General features: G+C 70.3%; 16 protein-coding genes. 12 read left to right on the top strand and 4 right to left on the bottom strand.

Annotation, left to right across the window (positions count from 1 at the left end):
• Positions 1-72 precede the first annotated feature (72 nt).
• From AB0K18_RS42625 to AB0K18_RS42610, 4 genes are all read left to right on the top strand, one after another.
• Positions 73-1,032: a hypothetical protein gene (locus tag AB0K18_RS42625; protein WP_364926600.1), complete on the top strand. Its 960-nt coding sequence runs from the start codon at positions 73-75 to the stop codon at positions 1,030-1,032.
• 93 nt (positions 1,033-1,125) lie between these two features.
• Positions 1,126-1,701, top strand: a complete 576-nt coding sequence (locus tag AB0K18_RS42620; protein WP_364926598.1) for a hypothetical protein — start codon at positions 1,126-1,128, stop codon at positions 1,699-1,701.
• Positions 1,702-2,376: 675 nt separating this feature from the next.
• Positions 2,377-2,913 carry a hypothetical protein gene (locus tag AB0K18_RS42615; protein WP_364926596.1) on the top strand — a complete coding sequence of 179 codons (537 nt, stop codon included), beginning with the start codon at positions 2,377-2,379 and terminating at the stop codon, positions 2,911-2,913.
• Positions 2,914-3,117: 204 nt separating this feature from the next.
• Positions 3,118-4,404 carry a hypothetical protein gene (locus tag AB0K18_RS42610; RefSeq protein WP_364926595.1) on the top strand — a complete coding sequence of 429 codons (1,287 nt, stop codon included), beginning with the start codon at positions 3,118-3,120 and terminating at the stop codon, positions 4,402-4,404.
• Positions 4,405-4,668: 264 nt separating this feature from the next.
• Here AB0K18_RS42610 and AB0K18_RS42605 read toward each other — a convergent pair whose 3' ends face one another.
• The 4 genes from AB0K18_RS42605 to AB0K18_RS42590 all read right to left on the bottom strand — a co-directional run bounded on the left by AB0K18_RS42605 (position 4,669) and on the right by AB0K18_RS42590 (position 9,064).
• On the bottom strand, positions 4,669-5,199 hold the full coding sequence (locus tag AB0K18_RS42605; protein ID WP_364926593.1) for an NUDIX domain-containing protein: 531 nt from the start codon (positions 5,197-5,199) through the stop codon (positions 4,669-4,671).
• Between the two features lie 81 nt (positions 5,200-5,280).
• Complete coding sequence (locus AB0K18_RS42600) at positions 5,281-6,954, bottom strand: hypothetical protein (protein WP_364926591.1); 1,674 nt, start codon at positions 6,952-6,954, stop codon at positions 5,281-5,283.
• A complete protein-coding gene (locus tag AB0K18_RS42595) occupies positions 6,954-8,423 on the bottom strand; it encodes an ATP-grasp domain-containing protein (protein ID WP_364926590.1) in 1,470 nt (489 codons plus the stop codon). The genes AB0K18_RS42600 and AB0K18_RS42595 overlap by 1 nt, the downstream gene beginning before the upstream one ends.
• Positions 8,420-9,064 (bottom strand): hypothetical protein, encoded by a 645-nt coding sequence (locus AB0K18_RS42590; protein WP_364926589.1) that lies wholly within the window; start codon positions 9,062-9,064, stop codon positions 8,420-8,422. The genes AB0K18_RS42595 and AB0K18_RS42590 overlap by 4 nt, the downstream gene beginning before the upstream one ends.
• A gap of 189 nt (positions 9,065-9,253) precedes the next feature.
• Between AB0K18_RS42590 and AB0K18_RS42585 the strand changes: the two genes are divergently transcribed.
• From AB0K18_RS42585 to AB0K18_RS42550, 8 genes are all read left to right on the top strand, one after another.
• Positions 9,254-10,600: a tetratricopeptide repeat protein gene (locus AB0K18_RS42585; RefSeq protein WP_364926588.1), complete on the top strand. Its 1,347-nt coding sequence runs from the start codon at positions 9,254-9,256 to the stop codon at positions 10,598-10,600.
• A gap of 2 nt (positions 10,601-10,602) precedes the next feature.
• Positions 10,603-10,806 (top strand): hypothetical protein, encoded by a 204-nt coding sequence (locus AB0K18_RS42580; protein ID WP_364926586.1) that lies wholly within the window; start codon positions 10,603-10,605, stop codon positions 10,804-10,806.
• Positions 10,807-10,973: 167 nt separating this feature from the next.
• Positions 10,974-11,801: a hypothetical protein gene (locus AB0K18_RS42575; protein ID WP_364926584.1), complete on the top strand. Its 828-nt coding sequence runs from the start codon at positions 10,974-10,976 to the stop codon at positions 11,799-11,801.
• Positions 11,802-11,872: 71 nt separating this feature from the next.
• Complete coding sequence (locus tag AB0K18_RS42570) at positions 11,873-12,370, top strand: hypothetical protein (protein ID WP_364926583.1); 498 nt, start codon at positions 11,873-11,875, stop codon at positions 12,368-12,370.
• Positions 12,367-12,948 carry a hypothetical protein gene (locus AB0K18_RS42565; RefSeq protein WP_364926581.1) on the top strand — a complete coding sequence of 194 codons (582 nt, stop codon included), beginning with the start codon at positions 12,367-12,369 and terminating at the stop codon, positions 12,946-12,948. Before AB0K18_RS42570 ends, AB0K18_RS42565 begins: the two co-directional genes overlap by 4 nt.
• Positions 12,945-13,514, top strand: coding sequence for a hypothetical protein (locus AB0K18_RS42560; protein WP_364926579.1), 570 nt, complete (start codon positions 12,945-12,947; stop codon positions 13,512-13,514). The genes AB0K18_RS42565 and AB0K18_RS42560 overlap by 4 nt, the downstream gene beginning before the upstream one ends.
• Before the next feature lie 187 nt (positions 13,515-13,701).
• Positions 13,702-14,103: a hypothetical protein gene (locus AB0K18_RS42555; RefSeq protein WP_364926578.1), complete on the top strand. Its 402-nt coding sequence runs from the start codon at positions 13,702-13,704 to the stop codon at positions 14,101-14,103.
• A gap of 3 nt (positions 14,104-14,106) precedes the next feature.
• The coding region (locus AB0K18_RS42550) for a hypothetical protein (protein WP_364926577.1) at positions 14,107-14,761 on the top strand (655 nt) is incomplete at its 3' end.

Here is a 14,761-nt window from a genome sequence, read left to right as displayed (position 1 = left end):
GGCGGTAGATCGCCGTCTTCCTACCACGGTAGGTAACTCCCCCTCTTTGACTACTGAAAGTGACGGTTTGCTGTGAACAGCGTTCGGGCCTGGGGCTGGTGCATCGTGATCATCTCAGGCGGGGCGAGCATCTCCCTGGCCGTCCACCACGCGCTGACCGTGGAGGGCATGGAGGAGTGGGTCGCCTGGCTGTACGGCGGTGTGCCGGGCCTGCTGGCTGCGCTCCTGTCGCACCTGGTCGCCCTGCAGGCCAAGCAGCGCGACGTCGGCTGGTTTGTCCGCCTCATGACGATGGCCGTGATGGTCGGCGCGATGGTGATCAACTGGGCGGGGGTGACAGAGGTCATCCAGGCCGTGGCCGGCAAGCTCGCCTGGCTGTTCAGTGTCGTGCTCGATGTCACCGCGCTGCTCGGCCTCAACGCCGTTTTGTCGCCCCCGGCCGAGGGTGACAGCAAGGGCGACAAGAAGGGCGGCGGCAAGGCCGACGAGACCCCTGTGCCGCGACAGCCGCGCCGCCCGGCGCGGCCGAAGCCCGCCCCTGTCACCCCTCCCCAGCCGCCCGTGTCACCCCCTCCTGTCACCCCCGAGCCTGTCACCCCTGCCGTGTCGCCCCCCGCGACAAACTCCGGCGCCGCTGTCACCCCCACGCCGGACGACGGCGGCACGGGCGGCCATGACGAGCAGCCGCCGGTCAAGCTGACCGAGGAGCAGCGGGTCGCCCACCTGCGGGAACTCCTGACGATCGACCCAGGCGCGACCAACAAGACACTGGCGTCGTACCTGGGGGTCAACCCTCGGACGGTGCAGCGCGACATCCGCAACAACGCCGAGCTGGCCGCCCTGCGCGAGGCGGCCAAGAGCGACAGCGACGCCGGCGGCGAGGAACCCGCGGCCGCGGTCGAGGACGACACGTCCACCGGCACGGCGGCGCCGCTGCGGCTTGTCACCCCCAATCCCGGACCTGATTTCGCCCCCGCTGTCACCCCCGGCGAGGAGCGACACGACGCGCTGGACGCCGCCGTGCAGGGGTGACATCGGCCGCCGTGCCACCCCCCATGTCCCCCTCGTGTCACCCCTTTGTCACCCCGCCCATGTCACCCCTGTCACCCCCTGAGAGGACACGCCATGATCACCGTGCAGGGCTACCGGTACGACGTCACCCGCTATCGCCCGCTCGGCTGGCCGCTGGCTCTGCTCGGCGCAGCCGTCGCTTTCCACGCGCTGCCGTGGCCCCTGCGCGTGGTCCCGGCCGCCGCCGTGGTGCTCGCCGTGGCGGCCGTCATCACCGCCCGGGTCGGGCGCGGCGGCGAGCCGCCGTTCCTGGCGATGATGGCCGCGCTCGCCTGGTTCGTGCTCGGGGCCCTGGTGCTCAACCCGTACACCGTCCTCGCGCTGCTCGCCGGCGCGCTCGCCTTCGCCTGGCCGAGGCTGACCGCGCCGGGCTGGCGGATCCCGGTGCCGTATCCGCTGCCGGTCTCCTACCCGATGGCTTCCGGCGCCGCCGTGCTCCTGCAGCCGCCCCGGCCCGGCGTACGGCGTGACCGGTGGTGGTGGCAGTGCACCGGCTGCCTGGCTTCGGGCCGTGCCGTCGCCGCCGAGGACCTGCGTCCGGCCGCCAACTCACATGCTGAGTCCTGCGGCGCTGCCCCCTACCCGGGGCTCCAGCCGGACCAGCGGGCGACCCCCGCCTCTGAGGCGTGATCGGCGGTCACAGCGGCGCTGATGCTGATCGTGCCGTGAGACGGGGCGGTTTGCGCAAACGGCAGGGGCGTGCGCACCGTTTTCGTGCGCTGACGCACGAGGACGGTTGTCCAGAAATTGCGGCAGCGTCAGCTCTCAGCGCTGGTGACCACGCGATACGTGCCTTCACGAAGCAGCATCATGTGACGCACATCACAGGATGCCCGCTCGCGGTTGCGCACCAACAGTGGTTGAATCTTGGACGCCGGGAGCGACTCGCCCGACACGCTAAACCCTCGGGAAACATGGGTGTCCGCGATGATCAGCGTGTATCGTTCCGGGCAGGCAAAAAAAGTGGTGGTGGCGACGTCGCCACCGGGATTAGGGCCCCGGTGTCGGCGACAGCACCACCACCTTGGTCAGCCGAGTCGAGCGTTTGCGGCGCTCTTCCCGACCTGGCCCCCGTCAGAACCCGGGCGAGGACTCAGAGCCTCAAGCCCGGTGACAGACAACTGAAGACTCTAGGAAAGATCAGATGCCTGCACTAACGTGGGTTGGCTTTAGCCTACCCGAAACACGGTGGCGCGTCACACGAACCGCGACGCGAATTAGCCGTGTCCCAAGGTCTTTTGATGTACCCGGCCTCCTGCGAGGCCGGGCCTTTGCCATGCCCGCGCTCGGCCTGAGCGCAGCCTCGTGACCGGGGCCGACACCCGCCTCCTCAGAGTCCGGCGCTGGCAGCGCGACGCCTACGGCGTCGCCTCGCGCACCCTCACGGACGCGGTCACGTACGCGCTCGCCGCGATCGAACAGTGCCAGGAAGGCTCCGAGCCGCCCTGGGACGCCGTCAGGGCGCGTCTGCGCGCCTATCTCGATCACGCCGACCACGCGCACGCCTTCGCGGCGAAGATCGCCGAGAGCCACGGCGTGGCGCCGGAGTCGCCCTCGGCCCGCCGCGCGCAGGTCGACCAGGTCAGCGCCGCGCTGCTGGAGGGCATCGGCACGCTGCACTTCATCGACACTCTGGCGCAGAGCGGTGACCCCCGCTTCGATGACCTGGTCCATGCCCTGGGCCCGCTCGTCGACAACGTGCGCCGCAGCGTGGCCGCCATCGAGCCGCTGCGCCCGCTCCTGGCCGAGCTGCTGCTCAAGAGCCTCGACCCCACCGACTCGCCGGCCGCGACCAGCGGCCTGGCGTCCAGCCGCGAAACCACGGAGCCGCCCCTGACATGAGTGAAGCCCCGCCGCAGCGGGGCCCCCTCCTAATCGCATACCTGCACTGACCTGCTGTTTCGCCTCCAGGTTTCGCACGCCCGGCGAGCAGCTCTGTTCAGTGCGTCCTTTTTGACGCTTGGAGTCACGATAAGCACTCGCCAGGCGGCTAGTCCAGTACGCCCTGAAACCGGCGTGCCGGATGAAGGCCCGCCACCGCCTCTCGTGCCCGTCATCCCGGACGGGCACGTCCTCGCGCCCTCGCTCGTCGTGTGGCTGGAGGCGGACTCCTACCTGGCCGGGACCGGCTGGCACCGCCGGGACTGGCATCGCAGCCATGCCCGCGTCGGAGAGGCGCTCGCGCTCAACGCCGGGCGCGGGATGCAGACCCGGCCGGGCATGACGTGGGAGACGCTCGCCGCCGACGCCGGCGTCGGCCGGACCACGCTGTGGAAGCAGCTGCGCTGGCGGCGCGAGCAGGGCCTGCTGGCCACGATCACGACCGGGTCGACGCCGCGCACGCGGCCGGGCTGCCGGTGGGGCCGCGACGATGACGGCCTGGGGAACCTCGCGGCCGAGTACGCGCTGATCGTGCCGGAGTGGGTGCTGGAGAAGCTGTATGGGCCGGATTGGGCCGACGACCTCGGCGTGACCAGCGGCACGGCCTACGGCTTGGACGAGCCCGCCAGGGAAGGCCGGGAGGTCGTCGCCGGCCCGTGGGACGACGTCCCGTGGCCGTGCCTCACCAGGCCCACCCGCCCCGAGTTTCCGCAGGTCAGCCCGCCTGTGGAGGAAACGCGGACTCCCAGGGTTTCAGATCTTGACCTAGGAGATGAGACTCCTACCGCGCACGTACGCGCGAGAGCAGGCACACACACGGAGACCAACCCGCCGTACCCCCTGCACGCCACGCCAACGACCAGGAGGGATCGCATCGCGGCCGGGGAGCGGATCCGGGCGGAGCACCTGGCGCTGCGCGGCCTGTCGGCCCGCGACCTGGGCAGGATCGGCAAGCCGCTGTTCGCGCTGGGCGGCACGCTGGCGGACCTGGTGCACGCCTTCAACGTGCACCCGGTGCTGGGCCAGTGGACGAGCACCACCGCGGCGCCGGGCGGGCGATCCCGGTCGATGCGGGAGCTGGTTCGGCTGCGCCGCCTCCTCGAGGCGCGGGTCACCGCGTGGATCGGGCCGGACGGGCAGCTGGTGGCGGAGCTGCCGTCGCAGGTGCGGGCTCGGGCGCGGGCGGCAGTCACGCGTGACCGGGCGTGGCGGGAGCGGCTGGCCGAGGTGGTGACGGCCCCAGACCCGGTCCGGCCGGTGCGGAAGCGGACGCCCTCGGCGCCGCCGGCGGAGGTGCGGGCCGATCTGCGGGAGCGGCTCGCGGCGGCGCGGACGAGCTGGGTGGCGTCGCGGGAGCGGGATGTGCCAGGAGGGCTGGTGCGCGCACGACGGCGCGCGGCCGAGAACCGAAAGAAGATGACCTTGTGCGGGGGCGAGACGGCTGAGGAGTGAGTCATGCGCATCACGGGAAACTTGCGAATCTACAAAGTACAGGGCGCGGCTTCGCACCATCCTCCGGGGAGACGTCGCGGCGCTGGCCGCTCCCCCTCCCCGTATACCGGACATTGAGCCTGTTCCTTGGACATCGATGCTGGAACGTCCGCGCTGGCGGTGCCGCACATGAACGGGTGGGCAGAGGTGTGAGCACTAAAGCCGCCGTCTGTACTTTGTAGATTCATAAGTTTCGCACGGGGCGTACGAATCGCGTGAGTCTGGTCACACCCAGGTGTAGTTCTCGTCTGTGATCGGACTGAGAAGCGGATTTCCGGCCTGGCCGCGAGGAGTGTCCAGCGCGCTGACAGCGTCGCCGATCAGCGGGAACAGCGGCAGTTCGGCCGCTTTGCGGTAGTTCACCCACTCGATGATGCCCGGCTCGCTGCTGCCGTCTGGAAGGTCGTCGTATTCCACGGTGGCCAGGTGAGCGCGGATCTCGGGAGTGATGTGGCAGCGGAAGATCATGTGGAGCTTGCGCGGTGGAGGTGTCGGGCCAGGTCGGGTGACCATCTGGTCCTGGATCCAGCACAGTTCCGGCGGGGTCGCGTCGTCGAGGTCGAGCCGCAGCTCCTCGGCGAGTTCCCGGCGCAGGGCGTCAATCAGATGTTCCCCGTTGGCCACGTTGCCGCCGGGCGGGGTGTAGTGCGAGCCGGTGGGCCGGTCGCGCCGGATCAGGGCAATGTCGTCACCGCAGAACACCAGCGCGCCAGCGCGGACTTTCACGCGAGAAAACGGTGTGGTCGGGTCGGTCATGCAGGCAGTATTGCCCCGCGTGGGCCTGAATATCTGGAGAACGGGAGACCTTCCCCCTTCAGGCCCGCGCGGGGCACAAGGTCAAGCGGCGGTAGCAAGCAGGCCCGGTATGGCCAGCTCGGCGCGACCCTCGTCGAGCGACAGGTGTTCGATCTCTACTCCCGTCACGGTGTAACGGCGCAGCCGGGTGCAGGTGCCGCGCATAACGGGGCGCAGATGGCACGGGTCGAGCTCCTCGACGACGAGCGTCGGCCGGTCCGCTGTGATGTTCTTGCCTCCGGCGACAGCGAGCGGCAGGGTGCCGTTCGCGGTGAATGGGATCGGGGCGATCCGCCAGATAGGGCCGCGCACGCTGGAGAGGCTGGCGGCGCCGAAGCCGCGCTCCTCCCTGGGGGTCATCGGCTCGCCGTCGAGGCTGACGAGCCCGCGGAACAGGCCCATGGCGCGGCCCTGGTTGACGATCTGCCCGGTGTCGATGGTGAAGTCGCGGGAGAAGAACGCCGCCGCCGGGTAGTCGGCCAGCTCCAGCGCCTCGGCGTAGCTGGCCAGCAGCGGGATCACCGTGCCCGCCAGGTGGTCGGCGGCGCGCTTGTCCACGCCCTGCCCGAGCGAGGCCGCAGTGGCTTCGAGGCGGGCCAGGACGCCGGCGACGTCGGCCAAGGTGGCGTCGTGGAATGCCTCTCGACGGCCGATGCCACGGAGCTGCTTGTAGGCCAGCAGCGTGTTCAGCACGTGCCGGGTGGCGTCGGTGTACCCGGAGCTTTTGCGGCTCTCGGTGGCCGGGTAGAGGTGCAGGGCCGTGAATGTGCCGTCGTCGTGGAAGTCCGGGTCGGCGGCGAAGTAGTCGCCGTCCGCGTTGGCGAACCGGAACACCGTGGCGGTACGCGCCCGGATCGGGACGGCCACCCGGCCGGCGAGCACGGCACGCACGGTCGCCGGGTCGGGGGTGAGCTGGTCGCCCACCACGTGCAGGTAGCGGCGGCCGGGGGTGGAGAACACGGGCTGGGTACGCTCATCCAGCCGGGAGACTTCCGTCAGCGGCAGCTCGCCATCGTGCGCGGTCAGTGAGATGAGCAGGTGCGGGCCGCACGCGAGCACGTGGCGGCCGTCGATGACGGTGTCGGTCAGCTCGCCGATATCGAGGAGCGGCGCGAACCTCATCTCGACGGCGGCCGTGGCCGGACCGTGGCCGAGCTGGTCGAACACCGGCCGGTAGGTGGTTAGGGCGCTGGCGAAGTCGCGCACGTACTGGGCCCGGCTGGTGGCCCGGTCGCGGCCGGTCCAGCCGATCGTGTACGGGGTGAGCGACAGGCGGATGCCGTCGAACACCTCCGCGTACTCCTCGGCGATCCGCTGGTGCATCGCGGCCAGGTGCGGGTTGAGGCTGGAGTAGCCGACTGTGGAGACGCGCAGCCGCACGCCGAGCACGTCGCGGGCCAGGCCGCACAGCGTGTCCAGGTGCGGGTAGGAGGCGATGTCGTTGTCCAGGTAGGGGAACAGGACGCCGGGCCGGTGGATGCGGCCCCCGGCGATCGTCAGGCCGCGCTCGCCGGCTACCTGGGCGAAGGATCGGGCGAAGGCGGTGAGGCCGCTCTCGGTGAACTGCCACACGTCGCGGCCGGCCTGCTGGGAGCAGAAGCTGCACCGGTTGAAGCAGCCGGTGGCGGGGCTGAGGTACTGCAGGCGGGTGAACGCTTCCTCGGGTAGGGCGCGGAGCTGGTCGAGCAGGGATGCGGAGGTGGTGACGGGGGGCATCAGGAATCCTCTTCATGCCGGGGTCGGAACAGGTTGTGCAGTGCGGTGTGCACGCGCCGGGTGAAGGCGGATGCGGAGTCGGGGCCGTCGAACGGGCGCAGCTGCCCGCTGGTGACGCCCTCGATGGTGGCGATCTCGGCGCCGGGGTGGCACACGATGTCGGGGCCGGGGAGGTTGGCCAGGAGTACCTCGTGCCGGGCGGTGTCGGCGTCGGCGGGGTGCGCGCCCGCCCGCACGCGGTGGAGCTGATCGTCGGGCCCGAGCTGGTAGACGCCGGGCTCGTGGCCGGGGGCGATGCTTGCCGGGCCGGGGTGGCAGAGGCGGGCCTTGACGTAGAACGGGCCGCCGGCCCTGGTGGCGCGGGCGATGGTCTCGGAGTTGAACTCGTGCGGGTCGCCCAACCAGGTCACTCGCTGGCCGAGCATCACGGCCAGGTGGGCGGCGATGAACGGTGGCATGCCGCGAAGCTGCTGGTTGACGGCGGATACCTCGGTGGTGCCCTGGTTGCGCCAGTTGATCTCGTTGAGGAATACCCGCCCGTCAGGGGTGAGGATCGCGTCCAGGCCGAACAGCCCGGCCATGCCGTACCGGCGCCACGTCCAGGCGGCGATCCGCTCGGCGGACTCCACGATCAGTGCGACCGCCTTGGTGGGCCAGGGCCGCGACCAGTCGTTGCCGGCGCTTTTCGCCGGGCCGATCCCTAGCTCTGCCACGCCGACCGACTTATGAGAGGGCCTATCGACGTACACGCGCACGCCGCCGTGCTCGTCCGGGACGCTCAGCACCGTGGTGTTCGATGACCAGCCGTCCACGAACGCGGCGACCCGGAACGGGCCGAGCAGTCGCGCAGCGCGCGGCATGTCGCTTTCGTCGGCGACGAACACGGTGCCGCGCCCGCCCGACGTCACACCGGCCTGCACCACGACGGTGGCGGTGCCGACCCGGCGGCGCAGCTCCCCCAGCTCCGGCAGATGATCGACGTGGATGCACGGGATGCGCACAACGGGGGGCGCACCGGCCGCGCGCAGCAGCTCGTCAAAGACGGGTTTGGCTTCCACCTTGTTGCGCAGGCCGCCGTCGACGGCCGCCACGGTGCCGCCGGGGCCCGCCAGATCGCGCAGCCTGCCAGTGGCATACCAGGCGGTGATGACGGGCGGCCGGTCCAGCGCGACCAGATGCCGAGGGACGTCGTGCCGTACCCGGGACATCCAGCCATGCCGCTCGGCCACTGACCGCACGCGGGTGCGGTGCTCGGCGGCGACGACCGCGCCGGGCGTGGCCGCCGCCCACGCCGGGTAGCAGCCGACGCTCAGCATCGGGCGCAGCGCCTCGATGGGGGTCGGGCCGGTGTAGCTGGTGCGCAGAGCCGTGGTGAACCGCTCGACGCTGACTAGCGGACGGCCGTCCAGCGCCTGCTGCAGCTCCTTGTCCGCCGCGTCCAGCAGGCCCGCGTCTATGCGGGGCATCATGCGGCTCGCTGAGGGAGCATTGGGGAGGCTGCCGGCTTGATCAGGTCGGCGATCTCGGCGGCGATGTCGGCGGGGGCGTGCCGGGAGGTGTCGAACACCCGTAGTTGCTGGTGCCGCCGACCCATGCCCTGTACGAGCATCGCGGCGAACGCGTCGGCGAAGGCGTGGTCCTCGACGCTGCGCCGGTCTCCAGCGTCCGGGTTCTGGCGGACGGCCAGGCGTTCAGCCCGAACCTCGACCGGGGCGTGCAGGTACACGGCGATGTCGAACGGGGCGAACATGCGACACCAACGGAGCGCCAGGCATGCGGCCAGGTGAGGGCCGCCGGCCATGCCGAACGCGGCACACCGGTCGGCGTACCCGTCCTGAATGATGACCTCGCCGGGCCGGTCGGGCGGTGCCCACCGCACGAGCAGCCCGTCAAGCAGGTAGCCAGGGCCGAGAAGCGCGGCCGTGATGGCGCCGGAGTCGGGCTGCCGGACCCGGGGCAGGCGGCGCAGCATCGCCGCGAAGGGGTGGTGGCGAGCGAGCATCCAGGTATGTGATCGCGTGGAAATGCCCCGCTCGCTGAGAGTGGTGGTGAGCGCCTTGACCAGCGTGGTTTTGCCCGTCAGGTCAAGACCATCTACCAGAATGCGCATCGGTTCTCCCGAGGGTTGGATTCCGACTTGCTCCTCAGAGTGGGCGGCGCATCGGCGGAGGAGAAGAGAAAGGTCGTTGCCTTGGGTTGCTTACCGGTTGCCTTGGGTTGCCTTTTTGCTGGCGGGGCTTCACAAGGGCGGCGCGGTCGGAACACACTGAAGGGCGACCCGACCAGGGGGGCCAACCCCGTGGACATCGCACAAGAACGTCATCCGCTGTCAGTGCTTCTGAAGTGCAGAGGCTGGACGAGTGCCGCGTTCCTGCACATGCTGGCCGAGCGGCACCGCAAGCTGGGCTATGGCGGGATCGCCAGCCGGAAGGAGAAGGTTTCTCGCTGGATCGCGGGCGTCTCCGTCCCAGCGATCACGACCCAGTACGCCATGGCTGACCTGCTCCAAATCCATCGGCGCGAGGTCACCGCTCATGGTTGGCCGAGTTGGCTATGCCTGGCCATCCACGACGATCGCGTGGTACTGGAGTCGCCGTGGACAGCCGCGGGTAGCTTGAAAGTATTGGGCGAAGTTGGAGGGCCGGTGGACCGGAGAGCGTTCCTCATCGCATCGACGCATACCCTGGCCGCTATGGCCGCCCAGTGGGCGACCGCTGAGCCTGCCACCGCCAGCACGAGCGGCCGGCGGATCGGCGCCGAAGTCGCCGACCAGCTCGACACGCGCTTAGCCGCCTTGCGCCACCTCGACGACGAGATCGGCGCCGGGCACGTCTACGACGCGGCCACCACCGAGATCCGGCTCATCCGCCGCCTGCTCAGCGAGGCGGCCTACAGCGAGCAGGTTGGCCGGCGGCTGTTCGGAGCCGCGGCTGAGGCGTGTCGCCTGGCCGGGTGGTGTGCCTATGACAACGGGTATCACGCCGAGGCGGAGCGGCAGTTCTTCGCCGCCATGCGCTCGGCTGCGTCCGCCGGCGATGAAACGATCGGTGCGCTCACGCTCGCGTTCTGGGCCAACCAGCGCTACGCCACCGGCACCCCGCGGGTGGCGCTCGACATGCTGGAGCGTGCGCTCGCCTCCCGCCGCATCACCTCAGGCCGGGTGACGGCGCTGCTGTACGCCCGCCAGGCCCGCGCCTACTCGCTCATGGGTGAGGCGGTGCCGGCGTATCGCGCTGCGGAGGCCGCATTCACCGCCTACGGCAAGGCTGGTCCTGCCGGCGAGGACTTGCCTGCCCTGTACTGGATGAACATGGGAGAGCTGCACCAGTTCGCGGGCAGCGCAGCCCTGTCGCTGGGCGAGCCGCGCCGGGCCCTTGAGCATTTCGACGCCGCTGTGCGGGGCGAGGACGCCTACGACAGCGGCCAGGAGGCGCGTGGCGCCGCGATCTATCTCGCGCGCCGGGCGGAGGCGCATCTCGCGATCGGTGACCTTGACGCCGCCGTGGAGGTTGCCGAGCAGGTCCTGCAGCTCATGGGTGGGGTGGAGTCGGCGCGCGGTGGCAGCGCCCTGCAGGATCTGCGTGCCGAGCTGTTGCACCACAAGGACGTGCCGGTGGTGAGCGGGTTCCTGGATCTGACGGCTTAACCATGGAGGAGCGGAGTGTTGTCGCGCTGGTGCGCGCCCTGCAGCCGGCGGCACAGCGCGATTTCCTGCGCAGCGAGGAGTTCCAGGCGCTGTCGGCGGAGGTGAAGGAGAGGTTCTTCGCCGTGGTGCCGGAACTCGCCGAGGAAGCGCGGCGCTCCGGGCCGGCCGCCAGCACGGAGTGGCCTGGCGAGAGCGCCGAGCTTTAGGGCCCTGACCAGCAAAAACGCCCTAAATGATCTTGGTAAAAGGGTTGTTGTTGATCTTGATTCGAGTGATGATCGGGGTTGATCATTTTTGAAGGCGTTTCAAGATCAACACCGGGTTTATCCCGGCGGAAACGCCGCCCTCCCCTCACGAACGGAGCCGCTTCCGCATGCCCGACACCGACACCAGGCCCGCGCTCGACGAGCTCGACTTCAGCGCCGAGGCCATCGCCGTCGCTGCCTTCGACGCCACCGGCCAGATGCGCGACGCCCACCACGCCGCCGCCTGGGCCGCCACGCTCGGCGTACGCGCCCACCTGAGCACGGACGGCTTCTACGCCGTGCACGAGACCATCACCCACGTCATCGCCAGCAGCACCCGCGACCTGGCACCCGGCAGCACGGCCAGCTTCCTGACCTGCGCCGCCGCAGCCACCACGGCCGCGACCACCGTCGCCGAGGCGCACGCCCACCTCGACCACGGCACCGAAACCTGCGCCGACTGCGGTTTCCACGCCACCGAGCGCATCATCCGCGACCCCGGCCACCTGCTCGACGAGGCCATCGCCCGCTACATCGCGCACCGCAACGGCCGCGACGACGTCGCCGACTGGGGCGGCCACCTCGCCGGAGACATCGCCACCCTCGCCGGAGGCCGCTGGTACGTCAAGCGGCCGGGCAACGCCCGCGAGGGCTGCTACCGCTCCCCCGCCCCCGACGCGCCGCTCGACGGCATGGACGGGCCGCTGGAGTACTACCTGCACGCCGAGCCCGGCGACTCTCCCTCCCTGGTCCGCGAGCTGGTAGGGCTCAAGGTCGTCCACATGATCGACCGCGCCTCGACGAAGCTCGGCATCACCAGCGAGCTGATCGAGCTGGAGGACCTGCTGTTCCGCGACGACTACACCGGCCAGGAGCTGCTCGCCGCCAGGCGCGAGCACTTCCCGGCCGCGCAAGGCCCGAAGTGGGTGTGGGTCTGCCCCGCCCACATCCGATAAAGGTAAGTGCAACCACTTATAAAGCTCGCGCCGCCACGCGCGGCGCGAGCCCGCCCACCCCAAGGAGAACCATGACCAGCTCGCCGACCATCGACCAAGCCCAGGAGACGGGCCGCTACCTGTACCTCCTGCAGCGCCTGCACGCCTTCGGCGACCTCGCCGACCTGCGGCCCTGGCTCATCACCATCTGCATCCAATGCGGTAAGCCCGGCAGCGACGCCCCGCACCTGACGATCGGCGGCTTCGTCGCCATCGGCTGCGGCGGGTACTTCCAGATCGACCCCAACGCGCTCGGCATGGACATGCCGGACTGGGACGACTGGACTCGGGTGAAGCCGGACGTCCAGATCGGCCCCTGGCGGCCCACCAGCGCCGCCGCTGACGACCCCGGCGTCACGGCCAAGGCCACCATCACGGTCGAGCTGGTCGCCCCCGCTGGAGCACCCACCTCCGAAAGGGCACTGCACCGAGAGCTGCTGGACCATCTGGACGGCCACCAGTTCGAGGTGCAGCACGACCCCACCGAGGACCCCAACGGCTACACCATGGTGGAGGTGCGCACCCGATGAGCCCCCTGCCCCCTATCAGCAGGTACGACCGGGTGCAGCTCGCTGACGGCACCCTCGGCATCGCCTGGCGCGTCTCCGACACCAGCGGCACCGTCTGGGTCAACCCGGACAACCACCAGAAGCCGCTGATCGAGGCCCCCCGCGAGCAGGTCACCCGCCTGTTCGGACCGGGCGAGCCCGTCATTCTGAAGCGCGGCGCCTCACCGCAGACGGGCATCTCCGAGCTGCGCGTGGTCGCCCGCTACACCAGCAACGGCTGCTACCGGCTCGTGGAAACCACGTACTACACCGGGTGTGACCACGACGCCGAGGACATCCAGCCGCTGCCCGCCGAGGGCTACGGCTACAACGTCAAGTCCACGCGCAAGGAGCGGGGCAACTACTACGTGCCCGGCAAGCGCTGCTACGACTGCGACCGCACCATCGACCCGATGCGCCGCGACGGCGTGCCCTGCGTCAACGCCTTTTGGCACGCCAGGAACGTGCTGGACAACTGCGGACGCGGCTGGATCGAGGCCGTCCCGATCGCCGAGCTGCCCGACGACATCAAGGCCACCCTCATGGAGGTGCCGCAGTGAGCATCCGCTACGTCCAGGCCGGCGAGACCGTGGCCATCATCGGCAGCGGCAGCGAAGCCGCATGCGCCTACCAGATCAACGACCGCCCGGTCCTGGTCACCCTGCACGAGCACCGTGGCGGCGAGCTGTACGTGCCGATCGGCAGCCCGGCCGGGTGGGGCATGACGCTGCGCGAGATCGGGTTCAGGCGCGACGCCACCGGGTGGTACGTGCCCGAGGAGCTGGTCCCGCCGCAGCGGCCCCTCGCCGACGCGCTCGCCGCGCACACGGGAGTGATCGTCCTGGGCCCGCTCACCCGCCAGCTGCACACCAGCGTCGGCGGCGCAGCCCTCTACGTAGAGGGCCGATGCGTCGAGCAGGCCACCTACACCCTCACGCACGCCACCCCGACGTCGGAGACGAGCTGGACGCTGCGCTTCCAGCACCCCGGCGGCAAGGCCATACCCGGCAGCCTCTCCGGCGGGACGACCAGCGTGCTCACCGCGCTTACGGACCGGCTGGTCCACACGCATGGGGGCCGCCACAGCGAGATCGGTATCCACCTGGCCAGCGAGGTGGCCTGGTGAGGTGGAAGGACGGTGCGCTCGTCCCGGTCCCGGACGGCGAGGTGGACATCACGTCGGCGGACGTGCAGTTCCCCCTCGCTGACCTGCCGGTCCTCGTGTGGGCGCTTGAGCTGGCGGCTCCACGCGCTGTTCGAGGCCCGCGAGGAGTTCGGCGTCCACTACCAGCCCGACAAGAAGGTGTAACACCATGCCCGAGAACCCCGCCCAGCATCTGCAGGACCTGATCACCAAGGTCGAGCTCGCCACGAGCGAGACGGAGCAGGCCGCCGCCATGCAGACCCTGCGCGCGGAGGTCGACCGCACCATCGCGACCTACGTCGAGCGCCTGGCCGAGGCCAGGGCGAACACGGTCGCCCCCGACCAGGCCGAACAGGTCCTGACCGCGCTCGGCAAGGCGTTCCCCACCCCGCCCGGAGACGGCCCGCAGCTGGTCGAGAGCTACGAGCGGTACGAGGTCGTCTGGCCGGCAGGCGACCTCGGCTGGCCGCGCGAGTTCATCGACCACCCCGACATCGACAACCTGCTGCCCTACGGAGTCTGGGTCGACGCGATCGACGCCAGCCGCCTGGGCATCTACACGAGGAGCTGAACCATGATCACCACCGCATACGTGGACGACGCCTGGTGGCGCGGCTACGACTACGCCTGCTACCGCGCCGCGCTCGGGCAGGGGCTCGCGCCGATGGCGCTGCGGCTGGCCGCAGCGAAGATCCCCTTCTGGGTCGAGCAGACGGGCGGCTTCTGCATGACCATCGGCGTCGGCCTCACCAATGACCGCTACATCTGGGTGACGAACGCACGCGAGCGCATCGAGCCCGACACCACCGTTGACGACCTTCGCTGGTACGCCTGCGAGTACCGCGACGACGGTCCCGACGTCGACCGCGAGAACACCGCAACGGAACTCACCGACGCAGGCACCTGCCAGGAGACCGCGGCCGTCATCGCTGAGGAGCTGAGGGGGTCCGGCGTGGACGACGTCACCCCGGACGTCGAGGGCAGCCAGACGCTGTACCGCGACGCCTACGCCCAGGGCCTCGCCCCGATGGCGGTGAGCCTGACCATTAACCGCGTCCCCTTCACCGTTGAGCGGCCGGACGGTGACGCCACCGTCCTGCAGATCCCCCTCACGCCGGAGACCCGGCTGTGGGTCACTTCTGCCGGAGGCGCCTACACCGACGAGACCGAGGAACTGCGGTGGAGCATCAACCTCGGTGAGCCCGTCACCACCGCCGAAGCCCTCGCCG

The sequence above is a fragment of the Nonomuraea sp. NPDC049421 genome (assembly GCF_040677005.1).
GTDB classification, from domain to species: Bacteria; Actinomycetota; Actinomycetes; order Streptosporangiales; family Streptosporangiaceae; genus Nonomuraea; species Nonomuraea salmonea.
The sequence above is the reverse complement of the archived record's forward strand: the minus strand, read 5'-3'. Positions and strand labels throughout refer to the sequence as shown.